Here is a 20,007-nt window from a genome sequence, read left to right as displayed (position 1 = left end):
CGGGCGGGCGCCCGCCACACCGGTCGCGGCCGGCTCCTCACCAGGTCACCGACGCGCGCACACCCCGATACCCCGGGATGGAGCGGTTCACGCGCCCCCGCGCCGCTTCGCCCGAGCGCGGCGCGGTCGCCGGAACCGCAGGTCACGAAGGCAGCGCCAGGTCGAGCACCGCGCCGAGCCCGTTGGCCCGACCGGCGTCGGCGGCCGGGAGCACCAGCACGGCGCAGCCGGCCGCCACCGCCCCCGCGTCGGCCGGCGTGTCGCCCACCATCAGGCTCCGCTCCGGGTCGACGCCGAGCATCCCGCAGGCGCGCAGGAAGATCCCCGGGTCGGGCTTGCAGCGCCCCACCTCGTAGGAGAGCGTGTACGCGTCGACCAGGTCGTCGAGGCCCCAGGCGGCGAAGAGGGGCCGGATGTCGAAGGCGATGTTGCTCACCACGGCCACCTTCACCCCGGCCTGGCGCAGCGCCTTCAGGATCGCCTCGGTGTCCGGGTACGGCACCCAGCCCTCCGGGACCAGCAACCGCTCGTAGAGCGCGTCGGCGAACCCGTCGATGCCCGCGTCGACCGTCTCGGCCAGCCCGATGTACGCGCCGCGGTGGGCGTGCGGGTAGAGGTCCCGGTCGGCCCAGAGCTCCGCCAATCGGGGCGGCACCCGGGCCGGCAGCGGCCCGCCGGCCCGCCCGGCGGTGAGCAGCCGGTCGGCCAGGGCGGTGGCCCGCACCCGGTCCAGTTCCACCCCGCACGCCGCCGCGGCGGCCAGCACCCACTCGCGCGGCTCCTCCACCTGGGCGAGGGTGCCGTGGAAGTCGAAGAGCACCGCCTCGACGGGCCGGCGCGACGTGCTCGCGCGGTCGGCGCCGCTCGACGGGTGGGGCGGTTCGGCATGGTCCGGCACGTCGTGCACCCTACCGACCTCGGGAGACGGTGCCGCCGGACGGCCTTGGCCAGTAACCGTCGGCCGTACCGATTAATCTTGGAGGCATGTCGAGCCCCGCCGAGCGGTACGCCGCGGCGCGCCGCCGGGCCGCGCAGGCCGCCGCCTTCCCTGCCCTGGACGAGTTCGCCCGTGACCTGGGATTCGACCTCGACGACTTCCAGCGGGAGGCGTGCCAGGCGCTGGAACGGGGAAGCGGGGTGTTGGTGTGCGCCCCGACCGGCGCCGGCAAGACCGTGGTCGGCGAGTTCGCCGTGCACCTTGCCCTGCGCGGGACCCCCCAGCAGCCGGCGGCGGCCGAGGAGCCGCCCACCCGGCGCAAGTGCTTCTACACCACGCCGATCAAGGCGCTGTCGAACCAGAAGTACCACGACCTGGTCGACCGCTACGGCGCCGACCAGGTCGGGCTGCTCACCGGCGACAACGCGATCAACGGCGACGCGCCCGTGGTGGTGATGACCACCGAGGTGCTGCGCAACATGCTCTACGCCGGCTCCAGCACCCTTGAGGGCCTGGCGTACGTGGTGATGGACGAGGTGCACTACCTCGCCGACCGGTTCCGCGGCGGGGTGTGGGAAGAGGTGATCATCCACCTGCCCGCCTCGGTCACCCTGGTCTCCCTCTCCGCCACGGTTTCCAACGCCGAGGAGTTCGCCGACTGGCTGGTTACCGTGCGGGGCGAGACCGCGGTGGTGGTCAGCGAGCACCGGCCGGTGCCGCTCTGGCAGCACATGCTGGTCGGCAGGCGGATGTTCGACCTGTTCCACGACGCCGACGCGGCCCGCAAGCACGACGTGCACCCAGAGCTGCTGCGCTACACCCGGGACACCATGCGCCGGCTGGAGCTGGGGGAGGGGCGCAGCGCGTTCCCGGGCGGCGGGCGACGCGGCCCGCGCTGGCGTGGCCCGAGCCGTCCGGACATCGTCGACCGGCTCGACCGGGAGGGGCTGCTCCCGGCGATCCTGTTCATCTTCAGCCGGGCCGGCTGCGACGCCGCCGTGCAGCAGTGCCTCGCCGCCGGCCTGCGGCTCACCTCCCCGGAGGAGCGCGCCGAGATCCGCCAGGTCGTCGAGTCCCGGGTCACCGCCATCCCCGGCGAGGACCTGTCCGTGCTCGGCTACTGGGAATGGCTCGACGGCCTCGAGCGCGGCCTGGCCGCCCACCACGCCGGCATGCTGCCCGCGTTCAAGGAGGTCGTGGAGTCGTTGTTCGTCCGCGGCCTGGTCAAGGCGGTCTTCGCCACCGAGACCTTGGCGCTGGGGATCAACATGCCGGCCCGCTGCGTGGTGCTGGAACGGCTGGTCAAGTACAACGGCGAGGCCCACGTCGACCTGACCCCGGGGGAGTACACCCAGCTCACCGGGCGGGCCGGGCGGCGCGGCATCGACGTGGAGGGGCACGCCGTCGTGGTCTGGTCCCCGGAGACCGACCCGCGGCACGTGGCCGGTCTCGCGTCCACCCGGACCTACCCGCTGCGGTCCAGCTTCCGGCCGTCGTACAACATGGCGGTCAACCTGGTCGGCACGGTCGGCGCGGAGCCGGCCCGGGCGCTGCTGGAGTCCTCGTTCGCGCAGTTCCAGGCGGACCGGTCGGTGGTCGGCCTGGCCCGGCAGGTGCAGCGCAACACCGAGACCATCGAGGCGTACGGTGCCGAGGCGGCCTGCCACCACGGCGACTTCGACGAGTACTTCGCGCTGCGGGTGGCGATCGCCGACCGGGAGCGGGCCATTGCCCGGCAGGGGCAGACCCAGCGCAAGGCGGCCGCGGTGGCGTCGCTGGAGCGGCTGCGGGTCGGCGACGTGATCCGGGTCCCCTCGGGGCGGCGGGCCGGGCTGGCGGTCGTCCTCGACCCGGCCACCGGCGGCTTCGGCGAGCCCCGCCCGCTCGTGCTCACCCAGGACCGCTGGGCCGGTCGGGTCAGCCCCGGCGACTTCACCACCCCGGCCGAGGTCCTGACCCGGATCCGGGTGCCCAAGCACTTCAACCACCGCTCGCCGGCCGCCCGTCGGGACCTGGCCGCCGCGGTCAGCGGCACCGGGCTGGACCGGCACGCCGGCCGGCGCGGCGGCCGATCCCGGCAGGCCACCGGCGAGGACCACCGGCTCAGCCAGCTGCGCGGCGAGCTGCGCCGCCATCCCTGCCACGCCTGCCCGGAACGGGAGGAGCACGCCCGCTGGGCGGAGCGGCGTCGCAGGCTCGAACGCGACACCGAGGAGCTGCGCCAGCGGGTGGCCGGCCGGACGGGCTCGCTCGCGCGTACCTTCGACCGGATCGTCGCGCTGCTCACCGCGCGCGGCTACCTCGCGCCCGACGGCACGGTCACCGACGCCGGGCGGATGCTCGCTCGGATCTGGAGCGAGGCGGACCTGCTGGTCGCCGAGTGCATGCGCCGGGGCGTCTGGGACGGGCTCTCCCCGGCCGAGCTGGCCGCCGCCGTGTCCGTGGTGGTCTTCGAGTCCCGGCGGGAGATCGAGGAGCGGGCCTCGCTGCCGCGCGGCCCGGTCGCCGACGCGGTGGACGAGACGCTCAAGCTGTGGAGCGACATCGAGGCGGACGAGGCCGCCCGGGGCCTCGCGGTCACCCGCGAGCCCGACCTCGGCTTCGCCTGGCCCATCTACCGCTGGGCCCGGGGTGAGGCCCTGGCCAAGGTGCTCGCCAGCGGACAGCAGATCGACGGCGAGATGCCCGCCGGCGACTTCGTCCGCTGGGCCCGCCAGGTCGTCGACCTGCTCGGCCAGCTCGCCGACTCCGGCGGGGCGTCGGCGGACCTACGGTCCACCGCCCGGCAGGCGATCGCGGCCGTCAACCGCGGCGTGCTCGCCTACCAGGCCGCCGCCTGACCATCGCCTCCGGTCACCGCTGGTCGGCAGTCGCGGCATCGCAGCGTCACCGCGATGGGTACCCCGATTCGCCCGGGTGGACTATTGCACCTGCTCATGCACCTCCCAGATCATGGCTCGGGCGCACTCTGCCGCGCGCCCGGCAATCCACGGGGAGACGACTGCGATGGGGCAGATCCATCACTTTGAGTATGGGTGGATCACACCCGCGCTCAGCTACGCACTGTCCGTTCTCGGGTCGGGTCTCGGGCTGGTCTGCGCAGGCCGGATCCGTAGCGCCCGCGGCGCCGGACAGCGGGCCTGGTGGGGGGTGCTCGCCGCCTGGGCGATCGGCGGCACGGGCATCTGGGCAATGCACTTCATGGCGATGCTCGGCTTCGCCGTCGAGGGGACGCGGATCCGTTACGACGTGCCGATCACCGCGGCCAGCACGGTGATCGCGATGGTGGCGGTCGGCATCGGGCTGGCCATCGTCGGCACCGGCCGCCTCAACGCGCTCCGGCTCCTGGCCGGCGGTCTGTTCACCGGGGTCGGCGTCGCCGCGATGCACTACACCGGCATGGCCGCGATGCGGCTGGACGGCACCATCGACTACGACCGCACCCGGGTGGCGCTGTCGGTGCTCATCGCCTTGGTGGCCGCCACCGTGGCGCTCTGGCTGTCGATGACCGTCCGCCGCGGCCTGGCCATCGGCGCCTCCGCGCTGGTCATGGGGATGGCGGTCAACGGGATGCACTTCACCGGGATGAGCGCGCTCTCGGTGCACCTGCACGAACGCCGCGGCGAGCTCGCCGGCACCGAGGTCAGCGGCCTGCTCTTGCCGATCGTGCTCGCGGTCATTTTCGGGGTGGTCGGGCTGATCTACGCGCTGCTCTCCCCGCCCGCCGAGGACGACCACACCGGGGCGGCGTACCTGGACGCGCCGCGGCGCGCGGAGCAGCCGACGGTCGCCTCGCCGGAGCCGGCCCCGGCCGGGCGGCGTGGCCGGTCCACCCTGGGCCAGCCCGGCACGCCGTTCCCGTCCCGCCGGGGCAACCCGCCCCGCTGATCGGGGTGTGCGCAGCGGGCGGGGGCAGCGTTTCCGCCGCCCGCCGCTACTCAGGAACGGGCGGCGAGCGCGTCGACCAGCCGCCGGCACGAGCCGGCGAGGTTCCACCGCTGTGCCAGGTCCAGCAGCCGGTCCGGGTCCGCGGGCGCGGTCGGCAACGCGGTGGGCAGCTGCGGCAGCGGTACGTCGGTGGCCACCCGCACCACCTTCGGCGCGACCGCCAGGTAGTCGCGGGCGGCGTTGAGCTTGGTCCGCAGCCCGGGCGCGAAGCCGGCGCCGGAGTCGTCCAGTGCGTCGAGGATGCCGGCGAGGCCGCCGTACCGGTCGATCAGCCGGGCGGCGGTCTTCTCGCCCACGCCTGGCACCCCGGGCAGCCCGTCGCTCGGGTCGCCGCGCAGGGCGGCGAAGTCGGCGTACCGGTCGGCGGGGACGCCGTACCGGGCGTGGACCGCGGCGTCGTCGCAGTCCTCCAGCTTGGCCACGCCACGGCCGACGTAGAGCAGCCGGACCCCGCGGGCGTCGTCGACGAGCTGGAACAGGTCCCGGTCGCCGGAGACCACCTCCACCGGACCGGGCTGGGTCACCGACAGCGTGCCGAGCACGTCGTCGGCCTCGTAGCCGGTGGCGCCGACGGCGGTGATACCGATCGCGGCCAGCACCTCCAGGATGACCGGCACCTGCGGGGAGAGGGTGTCCGGCACCACCTCGCCGCCCTCCGGCGCGACCCGGTGCGCCTTGTACGACGGCAGCAGCTCCACCCGCCACGCCGGTCGCCAGTCGTGGTCGAGCGCGCAGACCATCCGGTCCGGCCGGCGGGTGCGGATGAGCTGGGCGAGCATGTCGAGGAAGCCGCGCACGGCGTTGACCGGCTGGCCGTCCTCGCTCTTCGCGGCCGATTCGGGGATGCCGAAGTAGGCCCGGAAGTAGAGGCTGGGGGCGTCGACGAGCAGGATCGGGGGTTGCTGTGCCACGCTGACAGCCTGGCACAGCCGTACGACGAGATGGGGGACGGGCCGGTCGGCGGGTGATGGAGCCCGGCGGGTGGGGGCGTCAGCGGCCCTCCTCGCGGTAGAGCGTCTCGCGGCGGGCCACGCGCTGCATGGCGAAGCTCGTCAGCAGCAACACGATCGCCAGTGCCACCTCGATCCCGGCCACGGCGCCGTTGGCGACGGTCAGGCCGAGCAGGAGCAGCACCAGCCCGATCACGGCCAGGATGCCGGCCCAGAGCAGCCGGCTACGCCGTGCCGCCGCCCGGTCCCGCTCACTCGCTGGCATCGTCCGCCGCCCTCCGTCGTTCCTCCGGACCAGGCTATCGGCGGCGACCGGCCGGCGGATCGATAACCGCTGGGTGGCCCGCGGCCGGGGCGGGCAGACTGCCGACATGGCGTTCGTACCCGGGCTGACGCTCTGCCGCCGCTTCCACGCCGAGGTGCTCGCCCCGCTGCTGGCCCGCCGTCGCCTCGGCCTGTGCTACGCCGCCGGCCTGCTCGACGGCGGTTCGGAGCTGCTCGGTCTGGACACCCCCCGCTCCACCGACCACGACTGGGGGCCCCGCGCCCAGCTCTTCGTCGCCGACCCGGGCGACGTCGCGCCGGTTCGCGCGCTGCTGGACGCCGAGCTACCGGCGGAGTTCCTCGGCTGGCCGACCCGCTTCACCGGCGGCCCCGACGTTCGCCTCGGCGTCGCGGATCCCGACGGCGACCGGCACGGCGTGGAGGTGGCCGAGCTGGACGGGTGGCTGCGCGGGCGGCTCGGCTTCGACCCGCTCGCCGGGATCGGCGTGGACGACTGGCTGTCGACGCCCACTCAGCGGCTGGCCGAGCTGACCGGCGGCGAGGTCTTCCACGACGGGCTCGACGGGGCGCTCACCTCGGCGCGGGCCCGGCTGGCCTGGTACCCGGACGACGTCTGGCGGCACGTGCTGGCCGCCGAATGGAGCCGGGTCGGCCAGGCCGAGCACCTGGCCGGTCGGTGCGCCGAGGTCGGTGACGAGTTGGGCAGCCGGGTGGTGACCGCCGGGCTGGCCCGGGACCTGATGCGGCTCGGCCTGCTGCTGCACCGCCGCTGGCCCCCGTACGCCAAGTGGCTCGGCACCACCTTCTCCCGGCTGCCCGCGGCGGCGCCGGTGGCCGCGGCGCTGACCGACGCCCTCGGCTCCGGCGGCTGGGCAGACCGGCAGACGGGGCTGGTCCACGCCCTGGAGACCCTCGCCCATTGGACCAACGACACCGGGCTGGCCCCGGCCGTCGACCCCCGGGCGCGGCAGTTCCACCAGCGGCCCTTCCTGGTGCTCGACGCCAACCGGTTCGCCGCGGCGCTGCGCGCCGCCATCACCGACCCGGCGCTGCGCGAGCGCCCGCCGGTCGGCGCGATCGACCAGTACGTGGACAACGTCGAGGTGCTCACCCACCCGGACCGCGCCTGCCGGATCGCCGCGGCCGTCCTGCCGCGCTGATCTGCTAGGCCGGGACAACGCCGACCCGTGATGTTGTCCAGGACGCAGGGACAGCTCCTCAACCGTTGAGGGTGGGTGCCCAGATGTCGTTCGGGTGAGTGACAGCAACGGCGACAGCAACCGTGTCACTCGTCACCCACCCGCCTCTTCCGGTTCGCTGAGGGCCGCGTCGATGTGGGCGCCCTCTCGGCGCTACGCCGACCGTCGGAGGATGACCGGGGCCGCATCGTGGCCGCGTTGATGGACCGCGAGCTAGCCGGGTGGTGATGGCGGCTCGGGTGGGCGTCGGTGGACGCGGACTGCGTCGGCGATGGCGATCCCGGCTAGGACTGCGGTCGCGGCGAGGGCGGCCAGCAGCGGCGGCACGAACAGCATCGCGGGTGCCAGGACGGCCAGCACGAGCACGCCGATTGGTCGAATCCAGGACAGGTGGCTGAATACCGCGTACTCGAAGCAGGCGCGCCCGGCCAGGAACAGCGCGGGTCCGCCGAGGATGACGGAGACCCACGCCGGTTGCGTGTGTCCGAGTGGATGGGTGATGACGAGTTTGTCGCCGACGGCGGTGGCGACGACGCCGGCCACCATGATCGGGTAGGAGAGTGTCGCCGAGAGGGCGACGCGTTCCGGGTCGGGGGCCGCTGCGACAGCCTCGGCCAACAGTTCCCCGGCATGGTAGATGTAGATCCGCCAGAACAGCGCCGTGGTGGCGAACGAGACCACGAGCGCCGCGATCTGATCAGCCGCGAAGCCGCTGCCGTAAAGGGTCAAACCAGAGACCAGGATCAACTCGCCGAGCGCGATGATAAAGAACTGCCGGTAGCGGTCGGCCAGGTGCTCGCCCAGGATGCCCATTTCCGGCTTGGGTGAGCGACCCAGCCCCGGCGTGGGCCAGCGGAACGAGAGCGACACGTATTCCACAGCCACCGCCAGCGTCCACAGCGCCTCACGCGCCGCACCGTGTGCGGCCGCCCCAGCGATCCACGGCACCGCGGACACACCGAACCAGAACAGCACCCGAATGCTTCTGGGCTGCAATTCGTGGCCGCGCAGGGCGAGGACGAGGAAGAGTTGGCGGCCGACATGGATGGTGACGTACGTGCCTGCGAAGACCAGACCTCGCTCGCCGAACGCGTCGGGCAGCGCGACGACCATCACCAGACTGCCGAGCATGGTCGCGGTGACCAGCAGCTGTATCGCCGGCCGTTCCGGGTCGTAGAGGTCGGTTGTCCACGCTGTCATGGTCCAGATCCACCACATGGCCAACAGCAGCACCAGCGTCTGGAAGGCGCCGCTCCACCGGAGATCCTGTATCAGCGCCTGCGAGAGTTGGGCGAGCGCGACGACAAACACCAGGTCGAAGAACAGCTCCAGGAAGTTTGTCTGCCGCGGCTCCCCGGGTCTTCGCAGCAGCTTGGCACCGCTCGCCGTCATCTTTCCCGCCCGTTCTGCCCGCCTTGTCTAGACTCGAAGCATTCGTACCACGCGGCAGCGCGAAGATGTCGGCCCGCCAGCAACGCTGACAGACATCCCATGAGCGGAGCGGTCAAGCAGCGGCCGTTTGGTCGTGTGCTTCGCGGTGTCGCCAGGCGGTGGCCTCGTCGTAGGCGGTGCCGGTTTTGAGGCAACCGCTTAGCAACCAGGTCAGGCGCTAGCGCTCCGCAGTCGACTTCAAACCGTCACGCGCCCCCGAGGTGGCAGGCCACTAGCCGTGGCCTGGGTTGTGTCTCTTAATCCCACGGGTTCGGGGTTTGTCGTACGCGGTAGGTCTGCGACCAGGCGCGGACCTGCGGCTCCGTACGCAGCCAATTGATGCACGTCAGCGTCTAGAAAAGTCCACAAGGGTGAGGTGGCCGCGTAGCTCGGGGCGGCCGAGAGACTCGCAGGTGAGCCACTCGGCCGCCCCGCCTAGCTAGAGCCTCTGCAGACGGTCGGACACGGTCATCTAGCGAAGCGACCGGAAGCCGGCGCGCAGCTCGTCCACAAAGAGTTGCGGCTGCTCCCAGGCCGCAAAGTGGCCGCCCTTGTCGAGCTTGTTGTAGTGGATGAGATTGGGATACGCCTGCTCTGCCCAACTCTTCGGGGCCTCGTAGAGCTCGTCAGGAAAGACGCTCACGGCAACCGGGATGTTGACGCCCTTGACGCCGAAGAAGGAGATCCCGCTCTTGATGCACTCCCAGTAGAGACGCGACGCAGAAACCCCCGTGTTCGTCAGCCAGAAGAGCGTGATGTTGTCGAGGACATCGTCTCGCGTCAGGCCTTCGGAGTGTCCGGCAAAGGCCCGAGAGATCAGCTCCAGGCTGGCCGCGTCATGGTCGATCATGAAGGCCGCCAGGCCGACGGGCGAGTCCGCGAATCCGGTCAGCGTCTGCGGACGCGAGCCCATCATGAGGCCGTAGGCGGCGTGATCCCAGAAGAATTCCATCTGCTCGCACGCGCGCTTTTCCTCGTCGGAGAGGTCGGTCGGCAGCGGGTTGCCGGCCTGGAGGGCCTTGTCAATGGCGGGCGGAAACACGCCGGCCATGTTGGCGTGGATGCCGATCAGCCCCTCGGGCTGCTGCACGCCCATGAGATCGGTGACGATCGCACCCCAGTCGCCGCCCTGCGCCACGTACTTCGTGTAGCCGAGGCGCTTCATCAGCTCTCCCCAGGCACGCGCGATGCGGTCGGGGGCCCAGCCGGTGGTGGCAGGCTTGCCCGAGAAGCCGTAGCCCGGCATCGACGGAATCACCACATGGAAAGCGTCCGATGCGTCCCCGCCATGTGCCGTGGGATTGGTGAGCGGCTCGATGATCTTCAGCTGCTCGATGATCGAGCCGGGCCAGCCGTGCGTGACGATCAGCGGCAGAGCATTCTCATGCTTCGAGCGGACGTGAATGAAGTGAATGTCCAGCCCGTCGATCTCGGTGATGAAATTCGGCAGAGCCTTCAGCTTCGCCTCGACCTTGCGCCAGTCGTATCCCGACGCCCAGTAGCGCGCGAGTTCCTGAATCGTGGCGAGCTGCGTGCCCTGCGACTGATCTGCGACGGTCTCCTTCTCGGGCCAACGCGTGGCCCTGATGCGGGCACGCAGGTCCTCGAGTTCGGCGTCGGGGAACTCGAACGTGAACGGGCGGATCGTGGAATTGTCTGGTGTGACAGACAAGAGGTCTCCTTGAAGTCTGATTTTCCCATGGAAATTTTGAATATAGGCAGAACACGGATTTGCGTTAAATCAGCCGGAAATGCCTCCTCTTCATGACTAGTGCCGCATCCGTGGCCGCAACTCGGTGGACCGCTTGTGGGGGCCGGACAACCGGAGATCGGGTCGGGCCTAAGTGCTCTAGGTCCCGATCATCGAATCCGCTCGGGCGGCCCGGCGATCCTCGCCTTGCGTCGTCCACGTCTCTGTTTCGCGGACGTCTTCACTGTTGCGCGGCGGTTCGCGCTTCGCCCCTGGGAAAACCCCGGGGGCTTCCCCGGGGTTTGAACCGGTACGTGTTGCAGAGGGCCTAGTCTTGATCTTCCATTGCGGGCGAGTATGTCGGTGATATGGCTTTCGTCCTGCCCTGCGGGCGGGTCCGGGTAGGACTGCGAGTCGGCTGTCGCGCCGGGAACGCCGGATTCCACGGGCGGGGGACTGCGGTGCAGTGGGCAGGACGAGGCTCGCGCGTTCGCCGGCCGGGCCTGTCCGCCGCCGACTACGTTTACCTACGCACCACGAGCCCGATCGATTCGACCGTCGCCACCGTCCGGCACCGCAGCGAGGTCACCAAGGTCCCTGCTCGAAGGCCGCCGGCCGGGCCATGGCGTTCAAACTCATCGAAGTCGCCCAACACCGGTGGCGCGCGGTCAACGCACCACACCTCGTCGCGCTCATTCGCGCCGGAGCCCGCTTCGAATGGGGCAAAATCATTGAACGGGCCACGCCCGTCCCCGCCCTCGCCGGAACCGCCGCAGCCTAGCTAGTCAAGATCTTGCCAAAAGATCGTATTGGCCGCACATTTCGCCAAGCAGCTGATAAGGAAGATCGACCATGGGCGTACCCGCCATCGACGGGCCGCCGGGCCGTGGCCGGGAAACGGCCGCGCTGGAGCGGGTGCTGGCCGAGGCGCGGGCGGGCAGCAGCGCGATCCTGGTCCTTCGCGGCGAGGCAGGGATCGGCAAGACCGCGTTGCTGGACTACGCAGCCGGCCGGGCGGCCGGGTTCCGCACGGTCGCCATCGCGGGCATTGAATCGGAGATGGAGCTGCCGTTCGCGGGCCTTCATCAGCTCTGCGCGCCGATGCTGGGTCGTCTTCATGAGTTGCCTGGGCCGCAGCGCGATGCATTGGCCGTCGCGTTCGGACTGCGGGAGGGCGAGGCGCCCAACCGGTTCCTGGTGGGCCTGGCTGTGCTCAGTCTGCTGGCCGGCGCCGCCGAGGATCAGCCGCTGGCCTGCCTCGTCGACGACGCGCAGTGGCTCGATGACGGGTCCATGCAGGTGCTGGCGTTTGTCGCCAGGCGGTTGCTGGCCGAATCGGTAGCTTTGATCTTCGCCGTGCGGGAGCCTGATGTCGATCGTAAGCTGGCCGGTCTGCCAGAGCTGATCGTCGAGGGCCTCAGCGAGCCCGACGCGCGTGCCCTGCTGGCCTCGGCTTGCCCCGCGCCGCTCGACCCGCTGGTACGGGACCGGATCGTTGCCGAGGCGCACGGCAACCCGATGGCCCTGCTGCATGTGCCACGTGCGCTCGCACCTGCTGAGCTGGCGGGCGGTTTCTGCCTCCCCGGCAGGCCGCCCTTGGCGAGCCGCATCGAAGACGCCTTTCATCAGCAGTTCCGATCACTTCCGCAGGACAGCCAGCGGCTTCTGCTGACCGCCGCGGCCGAGCCGACCGGAGACGCGGGTCTGTTGTGGCGCGCAGCCGGTCTTCAGGAGGTACCGGTGGACGCCGCAGCGCCGGCCGAGGCCGCAGGACTGGTCGAGTTCGGTGCCAGGGTGCGGTTCCATCACCCCCTGGTGCGCTCAGCCATCTACGAGAGGACGCCCCCGCCGGATCGCCGGGCGGTGCACCGAGCACTGGCAGAAGCCACCGATCCCCACCGTGATCCTGATCGTAGGGCGTGGCATCGCGCTCACGCGGCCACCGGTCCGGACGAGAGCGTCGCCGTCGACCTGGAGCGCTCGGCTGACCGGGCTCAAGGCAGGGGCGGAGTCGCTGCCGCAGCCTCGTTCTTGCGGCGGGCGGCGGAGCTGACGCCCGATCCCGCGCGACGCGTCACCCGTGCACTGGCCGCCGCTGAGCTCGACATTGACGCTGGCGGGGCAGAACAGGCCGACAGCCTGCTGGCGGTCGCGGAGGCCGGCCCCCTCGACGACCTGCAGCGCGCCCGACTCGAGAGGTTGCGCGCCCGGCTGGTGTTCGCCCAGCTACGCTGCAGCGACGCGCCGCGCCTTCTGCTCGACGCCGCACACCGGCTGGCGCCTCTCGACGCTGCCCTCGCCCGTGACACGCTGCTGGAAGCGGTCGGCGCGGCGATCTTCGCCGGCCGTCTGGGTGCAGGACCCGGGCCCCGGGAAGTGGCCGAGGCAGCCCGCGCCGGACCGTCGCCGCCGACGCCGCCGCGGGCGGTCGACGTCCTTCTGGACAGCATGGCCGGCCTGATCATCGATCGCTCCGCTGCCAGCGTCGACGCTCTCAGGCGTGCACTACACATCGTCCGACAGGAGCAGAAATCTGGCCCGACGGATGTGGACAGGCGCTGGTTGTGGCTCGCGTTCCGGGTGATACCCGAGCCTCTCGTACCGGAGCTGTGGGACGACGACGCGTGGCAGGAGATGGCGACCGGCGCCGTCCGCATCGCCCGCGAAACGGGGGCGCTCTCCGTCCTCCCGATGGCACTGACCTACAAGGCGCTCTACCACGTGTTCGCTGGAGAATTCCATGCCGCAGCGGCTCTGATCGACGAAGCGACAGCGATCTCGGACGCGACGGGCGGCGCACCCATGATGTACACGTCACTGGTACTCGGCGCCTGGCGAGCACAGGAAACCCAGGCACGGGACCTAATCGAAACCACCATCGAAGAGGTGCGCGTCCGGGGTGAGGGACGAACGGTCAGCCTCGCCGAGTACGCAGCCGCAGCGCTGCACAACGGCCTCGGCCGCTACGACACCGCGCTGGCGGCGGCGACACGCGCATGCCAGTACGAGGATCTGGGATTCTTCGGGTGGGCACTGGTCGAACTGATCGAGGCGGCTGCCCGCAGCGGGCAGCCAGAGGCCGCCGCGGCGGCGTTGGACAAGCTCACCGAACGCACCCGCGTGAGCGGAACCGAGTGGGCGCTGGGCGTGGAAGCCTGCTCACGCGCGTTGCTCAGCGACGGACCGGGAGCCGATGCGCTCTACCGGGAGGCGATCGAGCATCTCGGACGCTGCCGGATCGCCGTCCACCTGGCCCGCGCCCGTCTGCTGTACGGCGAGTGGCTACGTCGCCAGAACCGGCGCCAGGAAAGCCGTACCCAGCTACGCTCCGCCTACGAGGCCTTCAGCCGGATCGGAGCCGACGGTTTTGCCGAGCGCGCCCGCAGGGAGCTTCAGGCAACCGGGGAAACCGCACGCAAGCGGACGGCCGCGACTGTCGCCGAACTCACCAGCCAGGAGGCCCAGATCGCCAAGCTGGCCAGAGACGGGCACACCAACGCTGAGATCGCCGCCCAGATGTTCATCAGTCCACGAACAGTGGAATGGCACCTCGGCAACGTGTTCAGCAAGCTCGGAGTCAGCTCACGCAGGCAGCTCCGCACATTGCTCTCTCCTCCGAAGCCGCCGCCGACGGTGTAACCAGTTGCGGTCTCGCCATGTATCAACCTGATGCGCTCCGGCGGTCGGCAAGCTCGAGGTTCTCCCATTTCCCGCACGCTCCGCCGCCGGTTCCACCACAGTGGTGGCGTGGCCGAGGAGGTGGCATGACGGGGTTGCGGACCGACCTGTACGAGCTGCGGATGGCGGCCAGCTACCTGCATCGCGGCATGGTGGAGCCCGCCACGTTCAGCCTTTTCGCCCGCCGCCTGCCCCGACAGCGCGGCTTCCTGGTGGCCGCCGGCCTGGCCGAGGCGCTGGCCTTCCTGGAGAGCTTCGCGTTCGACGACGACGAGCTGGCCTATCTGCGCGACGTCGTCGGGCTCGACGAGTCGACCCTGTCGACGCTGGCCGGGCTGCGGTTCACCGGCGATGTCTGCGCCGTACCGGAGGGTCGCGTGGTGTTCGCCGACGAGCCGCTGCTGGAGGTCACCGCGCCGATCGCCGAGGCGCAGCTGGTGGAGACCGGCGTGCTCAACCTGATCACGTTCCACACCACGGTGGCCAGTAAGGCCGCCCGCTGCCGCCTCGCCGCGGGCGGCGCGCAGCTGATCGACTTCGCGTTCCGGCGTACGCACGGGATCGAGGCCGGGGCGGGCGTGGCGCGGGCATCGGCGATCGCCGGCTTCGCGGCGACCAGCCACGTCGAGGCCGCCCGACGCTACGGACTGAAGCCGTCCGGAACGATGGCCCATTCGTACGTCGAGGCGTTCCCCGACGAGCGTGCGGCGTTCCGCGCGTTCGCCGCAGACTTTCCCACGAACCCGATCTTCCTCGTCGACACCTACGACACGCCCGCCGGAGTGCGGGCCGCCGTCGACGTCATCACCGAGCTGGGCCTGACCGGGCCGGTCGCCGTCCGGCTCGACTCCGGAGACCTCGCCGCACTGGCCGTGCAGGCCCGCGCCATCCTGGACGGCGCCGGGCTGACCCAGGCCCAGATCGTGGCGAGCGGCAGCCTCGACGAGGACGTCATCGCGGCGATCGTCGCCAAGGGCGCACCTATCGACGGGTACGGCGTCGGCACCCGCATGGGCGTCTCCTACGACGCACCGTCACTCGACAGCGCCTACAAGCTGGTGGCCGTCGGCGACCGGCCGGTGCTCAAGCTGTCGCCCGGCAAGGCCACCCTGCCCGGTCCCAAGCAGGTCTTCCGTGACCCCACCGGGGCCAGCGGCGACGTGGTGGGGCTGCGCGAGGAGCCGCCACCGGGGAACCGGGAGCCGCTGCTCGTACCGGTCATGCGCGGCGGACGCCGCCTCGACGCGGCCGATCCCGTTGGCGAGGTACGCGAGGCACGCCAGCGGTTCGACGCCGACCTGGCCTGGCTGCCGGAGGCGGCGCGCCGGTTGGCGGATCCGGAGCCGCTCATCGCCACCGTCAGCCCGGCACTCACCGCGCTCCACGACCGGTTGGCCAAGCAGTTCGCGCCGGGTTAGAAACGATCACCGGGCCACCTCACACGAATTGGCTGGCGCGCCAGGCCGTGCTGCGGTGTCAGGCTGATGCGACCGCCGCCTCCGGGTGCCGTCTGCCCGGACGAGAGGGAGGAACCCGCGATGACGGATCCGTTCCGGGATGCCGACGCCGAGGACGCGCTGCGGCAGGTGTACGAGGCGGCAGGGCCCTATCTGTCGTCACTCGCCGACCGGCCGGTGCACGACCCCCGCAGCCTGCCGCTGCTTGACGAGCTGTGGCGTCCGGCGCACGGTGGCGGCCTGCCCGAGCGGGGCGAGGGTTCGGTCGTCGTGCTGGAGCGGCTGCTGCGGATCGGCGCGGCCGCGGCGACCCACTCGGCGGGGCCACGGTTCTTCCACTTCATCATCGGCGGTGCGACCCCGGCGGCGCTCGCCGCCGACTGGGCCGCCGCCCTGTTCGATCAGAATGCGGCGTTCCGTGCCTCGTCCAAGTTCGCCACGATGACCGAGACCATCGCGCTGGCCTGGCTGCGTGAACTGTTCGGCCTGCCGGGCGCGTTCGGTGGTGCGCTGGTCGCCAGCGCCACCTTCGCGAACGTCACCGGCCTGGCCGCCGCCACCCACTGGTGGGGCGAGCAGCATGGGGTCGACGTGGCAGCGGACGGGTTGGCGGGGCTACCGCGGATGCCGGTGCTGTCCGGCGGATACGTGCATGCCAGCGACCGGAAGGCGCTGCAACTGCTCGGCCACGGCCGGGACGCTGTCGAGGTCTTCGTCCGGGACGGCGTGGGCCGGGTGGACCTGCCCGCACTGGAGAGCCGGCTGCGCCTGCTCAACGCGCCGGCGGTGCTCATCGCCAGCGCCGGGGAGGTGAACGCCGGTGACTTCGACCCGCTGGAGGAACTGGCCGACGTCGCCGAGCGGCACGGTGCCTGGCTGCATGTCGACGGCGCGTTCGGCGTCTTCGCCGCGCTCTCGCCGCGTACCGCCCACCTGGTTCATGGCATGGAGCGCGCCGACTCGATCGCCGGCGACGCGCACAAGTGGCTCAACGTGCCGTACGAGAGCGGCTTCGCCTTCCTCCGGGACCCGGCGCGACTTCCGGCCGCGTTCGGCATGCCGGGAGCGGCGTACCTGCCGGGGAAGCGGAGCGCCCTGCCCGCTTCCGCCGGACCGGACTACGCGCTGCTCGGCCCCGAGTCCTCCCGGCGGGCCCGGTCGCTGCCCATCTGGGCGACCCTGGCCGCGTACGGCCGCGACGGCTACCGGGCGATGGTGGAGCGCCACCTCGACCTTGCTCAACGTCTCCGTAGGATGGTCGACGAGGCGCCCGAACTGGAACTCCTCGCCGAGGTGCCGCTCAACATCGTCTGCTTCCGGGTGCGTCCCGCCGGTGTGCCGGAGGAGACGCTCGACGACCTCAACCGACGCCTCGGCGCAGCCCTGCTCGACGACGGCCGGGTCCATGCCGGTACCACCGTCTACGGCGGCAGGGTGGCACTGCGACCCGCGATCGTCAACTGGCGCACCACCGAGGCCGACATCGACCTGCTGGTCGACGTGGTCCGGAAACTGATCCCCACGGTGACCGGCTGACGGGGGGTCAACTCCGGAGGCGTGGTCCGGGCTCGACCCCAGCTCGGCACCGGCTCATTGCTGCCGTGCGTCTGCAGGAGGGCTGCCCGCCGGGGTGCGTTCGAAGATGTAGTAAACGGGGACGGCGCCGATGATGGCCAGCGCCACCGGCGGGCTGACGAAGGCGACGGCGATCGCGGCCAGATACAGGATCGACCCGGTCCAGAATCGCAGCCGCGCCGCCCGACGGGCCCGCTCCGGCAGCGGCTGCTGGAGCCGCCCCGTACGCAAGGTCCATTCGAAGATCCCGCCGAAGCTGAGCCCCATCCCCAGGAAGGCAGCTGCATACAGAACCACCGCCACCCGGGCGTCCTGTCCGCCCAGCGTGACGTACTTGGCCACCGTCGCCGTGTCTACCGGGATGAGGACGACGAACAGCAGCAGGACGAGGTTGAGGAGGGCCAGGGTCCGGTCGACGACGGCGACGTTGCCGATGAGGGCGTGATGGTTGACCCAGATGATCCCGATCGTGAAGAAGCTGATCAGGTAGGCGACGAATGAGGGCCAGTGGTCCGCGAGTTGATGCAGGAGCGGGCCGTGACCCGGGCCGGCCATCGCCAGGTTCAGCGCGAGTAGCGTGATCGCGACCGCGAAGACCCCATCGCTGAATTCCTCCAGCCGAGTTCGGCTCACTCCACGGTTCTACCGCAACACCCCCGCGTGCCGCCGGGGTTCAACCCGGCCAGCTACCGCCGGGCCCGGCCGCCGCCACGCGGCCCCGGATCAGCGGGCCGGCATCATCCGCCCGACATGTCGACCCTCCGTGATCTCCTCGACCATCTTGTCGCAGAAGGCGGGGATGTCGTTCGGGCCGCGGCTGGTCACCAGCCCGTTCTCGACGTGCACCGGCTCGTTCACCCAGTTGCCCCCGGCGTTGGTGATGTCGGTCCGCAGGCTCGGGTACGAGGTCAGGGTCCGGCCGGCGACCAGGCCCGCCTCCACCAGCGTCCACGGGCCGTGGCAGATCGCCGCGACCGGCTTCTGCTGCTCGAAGAATGCACGGATGAACCGGATCGCATCGGGGTTGAGCCGGAGCCGATCCGGATTGACCGCCCCGCCCGGCAGCACCAACGCGTCGTACGCCGCCGGGTCGGCCTCTTGGACGGTCCGGTCGACCGGGTAGGTGTTCGACGGATGTATGTCGTGCTGCATGGACTGGATCGGTGCGGACTTGATGGAGATGAGGTGGACCTGTGCGCCTGCCTGCTCGGCCGCCCGGCGCGGTTGGGTGTACTCGACCTCCTCGACGCCGTCGGTGGCCAGGAAGGCCACGGTCTTTCCGATCAGTGGTGTCTGCGGCACGGGCATCGACTGAGCTCCTCTCCCTACACGGCTCGCTTCACGCCCCGACTCCGCGGCGTACCGGATGAAGCAGTTGCCGAATGTCCTTCGGCAGCTCCGATTCCAGGTCCTTGATTTCTTCGGCGCTCACCGCGTCGCGTACGGTCGTCAACACGGCGCGGGCAGCCTCGGCGGCCCGCTGATCATCACCCACTCCCGCGCGCGCCCGTATCTCATGCAGGAACTCGGGCAGATCGAGCCGTTCGGCGAAATCCACTTCCTTGTACAGGTGCCCCCGGAACTCCTCGGGAAGCTGCTCGGCCAGGTCGGAAGCCTGTCCTCCACTGACCCGTTCCGCCAATGTCTTGAGCGTGGCTCGGATGACGTTCGCCGCCTCCGCGGGTGGCAGGCCCGCCCGCTCCGCCACCGCTTCCAGAAACTCGGCGTAGTTCACCGCGGGTTCTCCTTCCGGACCATCTCCGGGGCGTCGCGGCGTCCGCGACCGGCGTCGGCTGCTGTTCTGCTTCGTGCCGGTACCTCCGGGCGCCGTTCCACCCCGACCCGTGCCCCGGCCGGCTCGCGCACGTCCCAGAACTCCTCCGGAAGCTGAGCCATCATGTCGTCGAACTCGTCGCTGGTGACCTCTTTGCAGATCGTCTTGAACACCGCGGGCACGCTCTTGTCGGCCAGGGCCGCATCCACACCGGCGCGTGAGCTGACGCGCTGGAGGAACTCCGCCAGCCCGAACGGCTCGGCGCCTCCCTGGGCCTGACACAGGTCATCCCGTAACTCCCTGGGCAGCTGCTCGCCAAGATCCCTCGCCTCGCCTGCGGTGAGCCGTTCAGCCAGCGTCTGCAGGGTGGCGCGGGTGAGGGCGTCAGCCTGCGCCTGCGGGATGCCGGAGTGCCGGGCAACCGAGTCGACGAACTCGGAACCGTTCATCTGCTGCTCCTCCTCTCGCGGCGAATCAGCGCCGCTTACCCGAGGTGTGTCTGGCAAAACGGCGCGTGTGGAGATCCCCGCGGTCACGCCCCGCGGGGCACGGGCTGGGCCAGCGCCCGGATGTCCGCCGGCAGCTGCGACATGGCGTCCTCGAACTCGTCGTGGCCCACCACGCGATGCAAGGTCTGCAGGACGGCTCGCACGCCGCGCTCCGCGACGCCCTGGTCCACCCCCGCGCGGTCCGCCACCCGCCGCAGGAATTCGTCGTACGCGAACACCTCCGGTTCCTCCGGTGGTGCCTTGGCCACGAACGGGCGCAACTCGTGCGCCACGTGGTCAGCCAGGTCTGCCGCCTCGCCGCCGCTGATCCGCTCCGAGAGGGTACGCAGGGTGGCCTCGGTCAGGGATTGCGCCGTCTCCGGCGGGACGCCCGCCCGTGCGGCCACCTTTTCGTAGAACTGCAGCTCAGCCATGCCCCGTCCCTCCGATCCCGGACACGGCGTGGCTACCCTCGGCTACCGCCCACAAACGGGTGGCGCGCTGATATTCCTGTTCCGGCATGGCCTGGAGCGAACCGTGGGCGACCTTGCGACCCCGGCATCGTATGTGCTCGTTCAGCGCAGTTTGGGATCGA

At 71.1% G+C, this 20,007-nt stretch carries 16 protein-coding genes and 1 pseudogene; 7 read left to right on the top strand and 10 right to left on the bottom strand.

Annotation, left to right across the window (positions count from 1 at the left end):
- Nucleotides 1-142 precede the first annotated feature (142 nt).
- Nucleotides 143-898 (bottom strand): HAD family hydrolase, encoded by a 756-nt coding sequence (locus GA0070624_RS22955; RefSeq protein ID WP_091349576.1) that lies wholly within the window; start codon nt 896-898, stop codon nt 143-145.
- Between the two features lie 86 nt (nt 899-984).
- Here GA0070624_RS22955 and GA0070624_RS22950 point away from each other — a divergent pair, with 86 nt between their 5' ends.
- Complete coding sequence (locus GA0070624_RS22950) at nt 985-3,777, top strand: DEAD/DEAH box helicase (protein ID WP_091344443.1); 2,793 nt, start codon at nt 985-987, stop codon at nt 3,775-3,777.
- 166 nt (nt 3,778-3,943) lie between these two features.
- Nucleotides 3,944-4,825: an MHYT domain-containing protein gene (locus GA0070624_RS22945; RefSeq protein ID WP_091344440.1), complete on the top strand. Its 882-nt coding sequence runs from the start codon at nt 3,944-3,946 to the stop codon at nt 4,823-4,825.
- 50 nt (nt 4,826-4,875) lie between these two features.
- Here the strand turns inward: GA0070624_RS22945 and GA0070624_RS22940 are convergent, their stop codons facing one another.
- Both GA0070624_RS22940 and GA0070624_RS22935 read right to left on the bottom strand, forming a co-directional pair.
- Nucleotides 4,876-5,796 (bottom strand): 5'-3' exonuclease, encoded by a 921-nt coding sequence (locus GA0070624_RS22940; protein WP_091344436.1) that lies wholly within the window; start codon nt 5,794-5,796, stop codon nt 4,876-4,878.
- Between the two features lie 79 nt (nt 5,797-5,875).
- Nucleotides 5,876-6,100 (bottom strand): hypothetical protein, encoded by a 225-nt coding sequence (locus GA0070624_RS22935; RefSeq protein ID WP_091344433.1) that lies wholly within the window; start codon nt 6,098-6,100, stop codon nt 5,876-5,878.
- A gap of 106 nt (nt 6,101-6,206) precedes the next feature.
- Between GA0070624_RS22935 and GA0070624_RS22930 the strand changes: the two genes are divergently transcribed.
- The gene (locus GA0070624_RS22930) at nt 6,207-7,280 is read left to right on the top strand and encodes a DUF4037 domain-containing protein (protein WP_091349573.1); all 1,074 of its coding nucleotides are present in this window, start codon (nt 6,207-6,209) and stop codon (nt 7,278-7,280) included.
- Between the two features lie 252 nt (nt 7,281-7,532).
- Here the strand turns inward: GA0070624_RS22930 and GA0070624_RS22925 are convergent, their stop codons facing one another.
- Nucleotides 7,533-8,711, bottom strand: coding sequence for a low temperature requirement protein A (locus GA0070624_RS22925; protein ID WP_091344430.1), 1,179 nt, complete (start codon nt 8,709-8,711; stop codon nt 7,533-7,535).
- A gap of 511 nt (nt 8,712-9,222) precedes the next feature.
- Nucleotides 9,223-10,422, bottom strand: coding sequence for an epoxide hydrolase family protein (locus GA0070624_RS22920; RefSeq protein ID WP_091344427.1), 1,200 nt, complete (start codon nt 10,420-10,422; stop codon nt 9,223-9,225).
- A 527-nt stretch (nt 10,423-10,949) separates the two neighbouring features.
- On the opposite strand from GA0070624_RS22920, the pseudogene GA0070624_RS35955 reads away from it, so the two are divergent.
- The 4 genes and pseudogenes from GA0070624_RS35955 to GA0070624_RS22900 all read left to right on the top strand — a co-directional run.
- A pseudogene (locus tag GA0070624_RS35955) lies at nt 10,950-11,221 on the top strand (IS256 family transposase); the annotation flags it as partial.
- Nucleotides 11,222-11,292: 71 nt separating this feature from the next.
- Entirely contained in the window at nt 11,293-14,079 is a 2,787-nt protein-coding gene (locus GA0070624_RS22910; RefSeq protein WP_091344424.1) for an ATP-binding protein, read from the top strand.
- 125 nt (nt 14,080-14,204) lie between these two features.
- Nucleotides 14,205-15,536 carry a nicotinate phosphoribosyltransferase gene (locus tag GA0070624_RS22905; RefSeq protein WP_091344421.1) on the top strand — a complete coding sequence of 444 codons (1,332 nt, stop codon included), beginning with the start codon at nt 14,205-14,207 and terminating at the stop codon, nt 15,534-15,536.
- A 120-nt stretch (nt 15,537-15,656) separates the two neighbouring features.
- The gene (locus GA0070624_RS22900) at nt 15,657-17,111 is read left to right on the top strand and encodes a pyridoxal phosphate-dependent decarboxylase family protein (RefSeq protein WP_091344418.1); all 1,455 of its coding nucleotides are present in this window, start codon (nt 15,657-15,659) and stop codon (nt 17,109-17,111) included.
- A gap of 54 nt (nt 17,112-17,165) precedes the next feature.
- Here the strand turns inward: GA0070624_RS22900 and GA0070624_RS22895 are convergent, their stop codons facing one another.
- The 5 genes from GA0070624_RS22895 to GA0070624_RS22875 all read right to left on the bottom strand — a co-directional run bounded on the left by GA0070624_RS22895 (nt 17,166) and on the right by GA0070624_RS22875 (nt 19,846).
- Nucleotides 17,166-17,783, bottom strand: coding sequence for a TMEM175 family protein (locus GA0070624_RS22895; RefSeq protein WP_091344415.1), 618 nt, complete (start codon nt 17,781-17,783; stop codon nt 17,166-17,168).
- A gap of 90 nt (nt 17,784-17,873) precedes the next feature.
- Nucleotides 17,874-18,458, bottom strand: coding sequence for a type 1 glutamine amidotransferase domain-containing protein (locus tag GA0070624_RS22890; protein ID WP_091344412.1), 585 nt, complete (start codon nt 18,456-18,458; stop codon nt 17,874-17,876).
- A 31-nt stretch (nt 18,459-18,489) separates the two neighbouring features.
- A complete protein-coding gene (locus GA0070624_RS34945) occupies nt 18,490-18,885 on the bottom strand; it encodes a DUF2267 domain-containing protein (RefSeq protein ID WP_176731826.1) in 396 nt (131 codons plus the stop codon).
- Nucleotides 18,882-19,373 carry a DUF2267 domain-containing protein gene (locus GA0070624_RS22880; protein WP_091344406.1) on the bottom strand — a complete coding sequence of 164 codons (492 nt, stop codon included), beginning with the start codon at nt 19,371-19,373 and terminating at the stop codon, nt 18,882-18,884. Before GA0070624_RS22880 ends, GA0070624_RS34945 begins: the two co-directional genes overlap by 4 nt.
- An 83-nt stretch (nt 19,374-19,456) precedes the next feature.
- On the bottom strand, nt 19,457-19,846 hold the full coding sequence (locus GA0070624_RS22875; RefSeq protein ID WP_091344403.1) for a DUF2267 domain-containing protein: 390 nt from the start codon (nt 19,844-19,846) through the stop codon (nt 19,457-19,459).
- Nucleotides 19,847-20,007 lie beyond the last annotated feature (161 nt).

The sequence above is a fragment of the Micromonospora rhizosphaerae genome, from assembly GCF_900091465.1.
In the GTDB taxonomy this organism is placed as follows: Bacteria; Actinomycetota; Actinomycetes; order Mycobacteriales; family Micromonosporaceae; genus Micromonospora; species Micromonospora rhizosphaerae.
Note: the sequence above shows the minus strand (reverse complement) of the source record. Positions and strands in the feature narration are given on the sequence as shown.

Bases quoted from the DNA above. Each gene is read 5' to 3' on its own strand.
- GA0070624_RS22950 (WP_091344443.1), top strand. From the start codon at position 985: ATGTCGAGCCCCGCCGAGCGGTACGCCGCGGCGCGCCGCCGGGCCGCG.
- GA0070624_RS22945 (WP_091344440.1), top strand. From the start codon at position 3,944: ATGGGGCAGATCCATCACTTTGAGTATGGGTGGATCACACCCGCGCTC.
- GA0070624_RS22935 (WP_091344433.1), bottom strand. From the start codon at position 6,100: ATGCCAGCGAGTGAGCGGGACCGGGCGGCGGCACGGCGTAGCCGGCTG.
- GA0070624_RS22930 (WP_091349573.1), top strand. From the start codon at position 6,207: ATGGCGTTCGTACCCGGGCTGACGCTCTGCCGCCGCTTCCACGCCGAG.
- GA0070624_RS22925 (WP_091344430.1), bottom strand. From the start codon at position 8,711: ATGACGGCGAGCGGTGCCAAGCTGCTGCGAAGACCCGGGGAGCCGCGG.
- GA0070624_RS22910 (WP_091344424.1), top strand. From the start codon at position 11,293: ATGGGCGTACCCGCCATCGACGGGCCGCCGGGCCGTGGCCGGGAAACG.
- GA0070624_RS22905 (WP_091344421.1), top strand. From the start codon at position 14,205: ATGACGGGGTTGCGGACCGACCTGTACGAGCTGCGGATGGCGGCCAGC.
- GA0070624_RS22900 (WP_091344418.1), top strand. From the start codon at position 15,657: ATGACGGATCCGTTCCGGGATGCCGACGCCGAGGACGCGCTGCGGCAG.
- GA0070624_RS22890 (WP_091344412.1), bottom strand. From the start codon at position 18,458: ATGCCCGTGCCGCAGACACCACTGATCGGAAAGACCGTGGCCTTCCTG.
- GA0070624_RS22880 (WP_091344406.1), bottom strand. From the start codon at position 19,373: ATGAACGGTTCCGAGTTCGTCGACTCGGTTGCCCGGCACTCCGGCATC.
- GA0070624_RS22875 (WP_091344403.1), bottom strand. From the start codon at position 19,846: ATGGCTGAGCTGCAGTTCTACGAAAAGGTGGCCGCACGGGCGGGCGTC.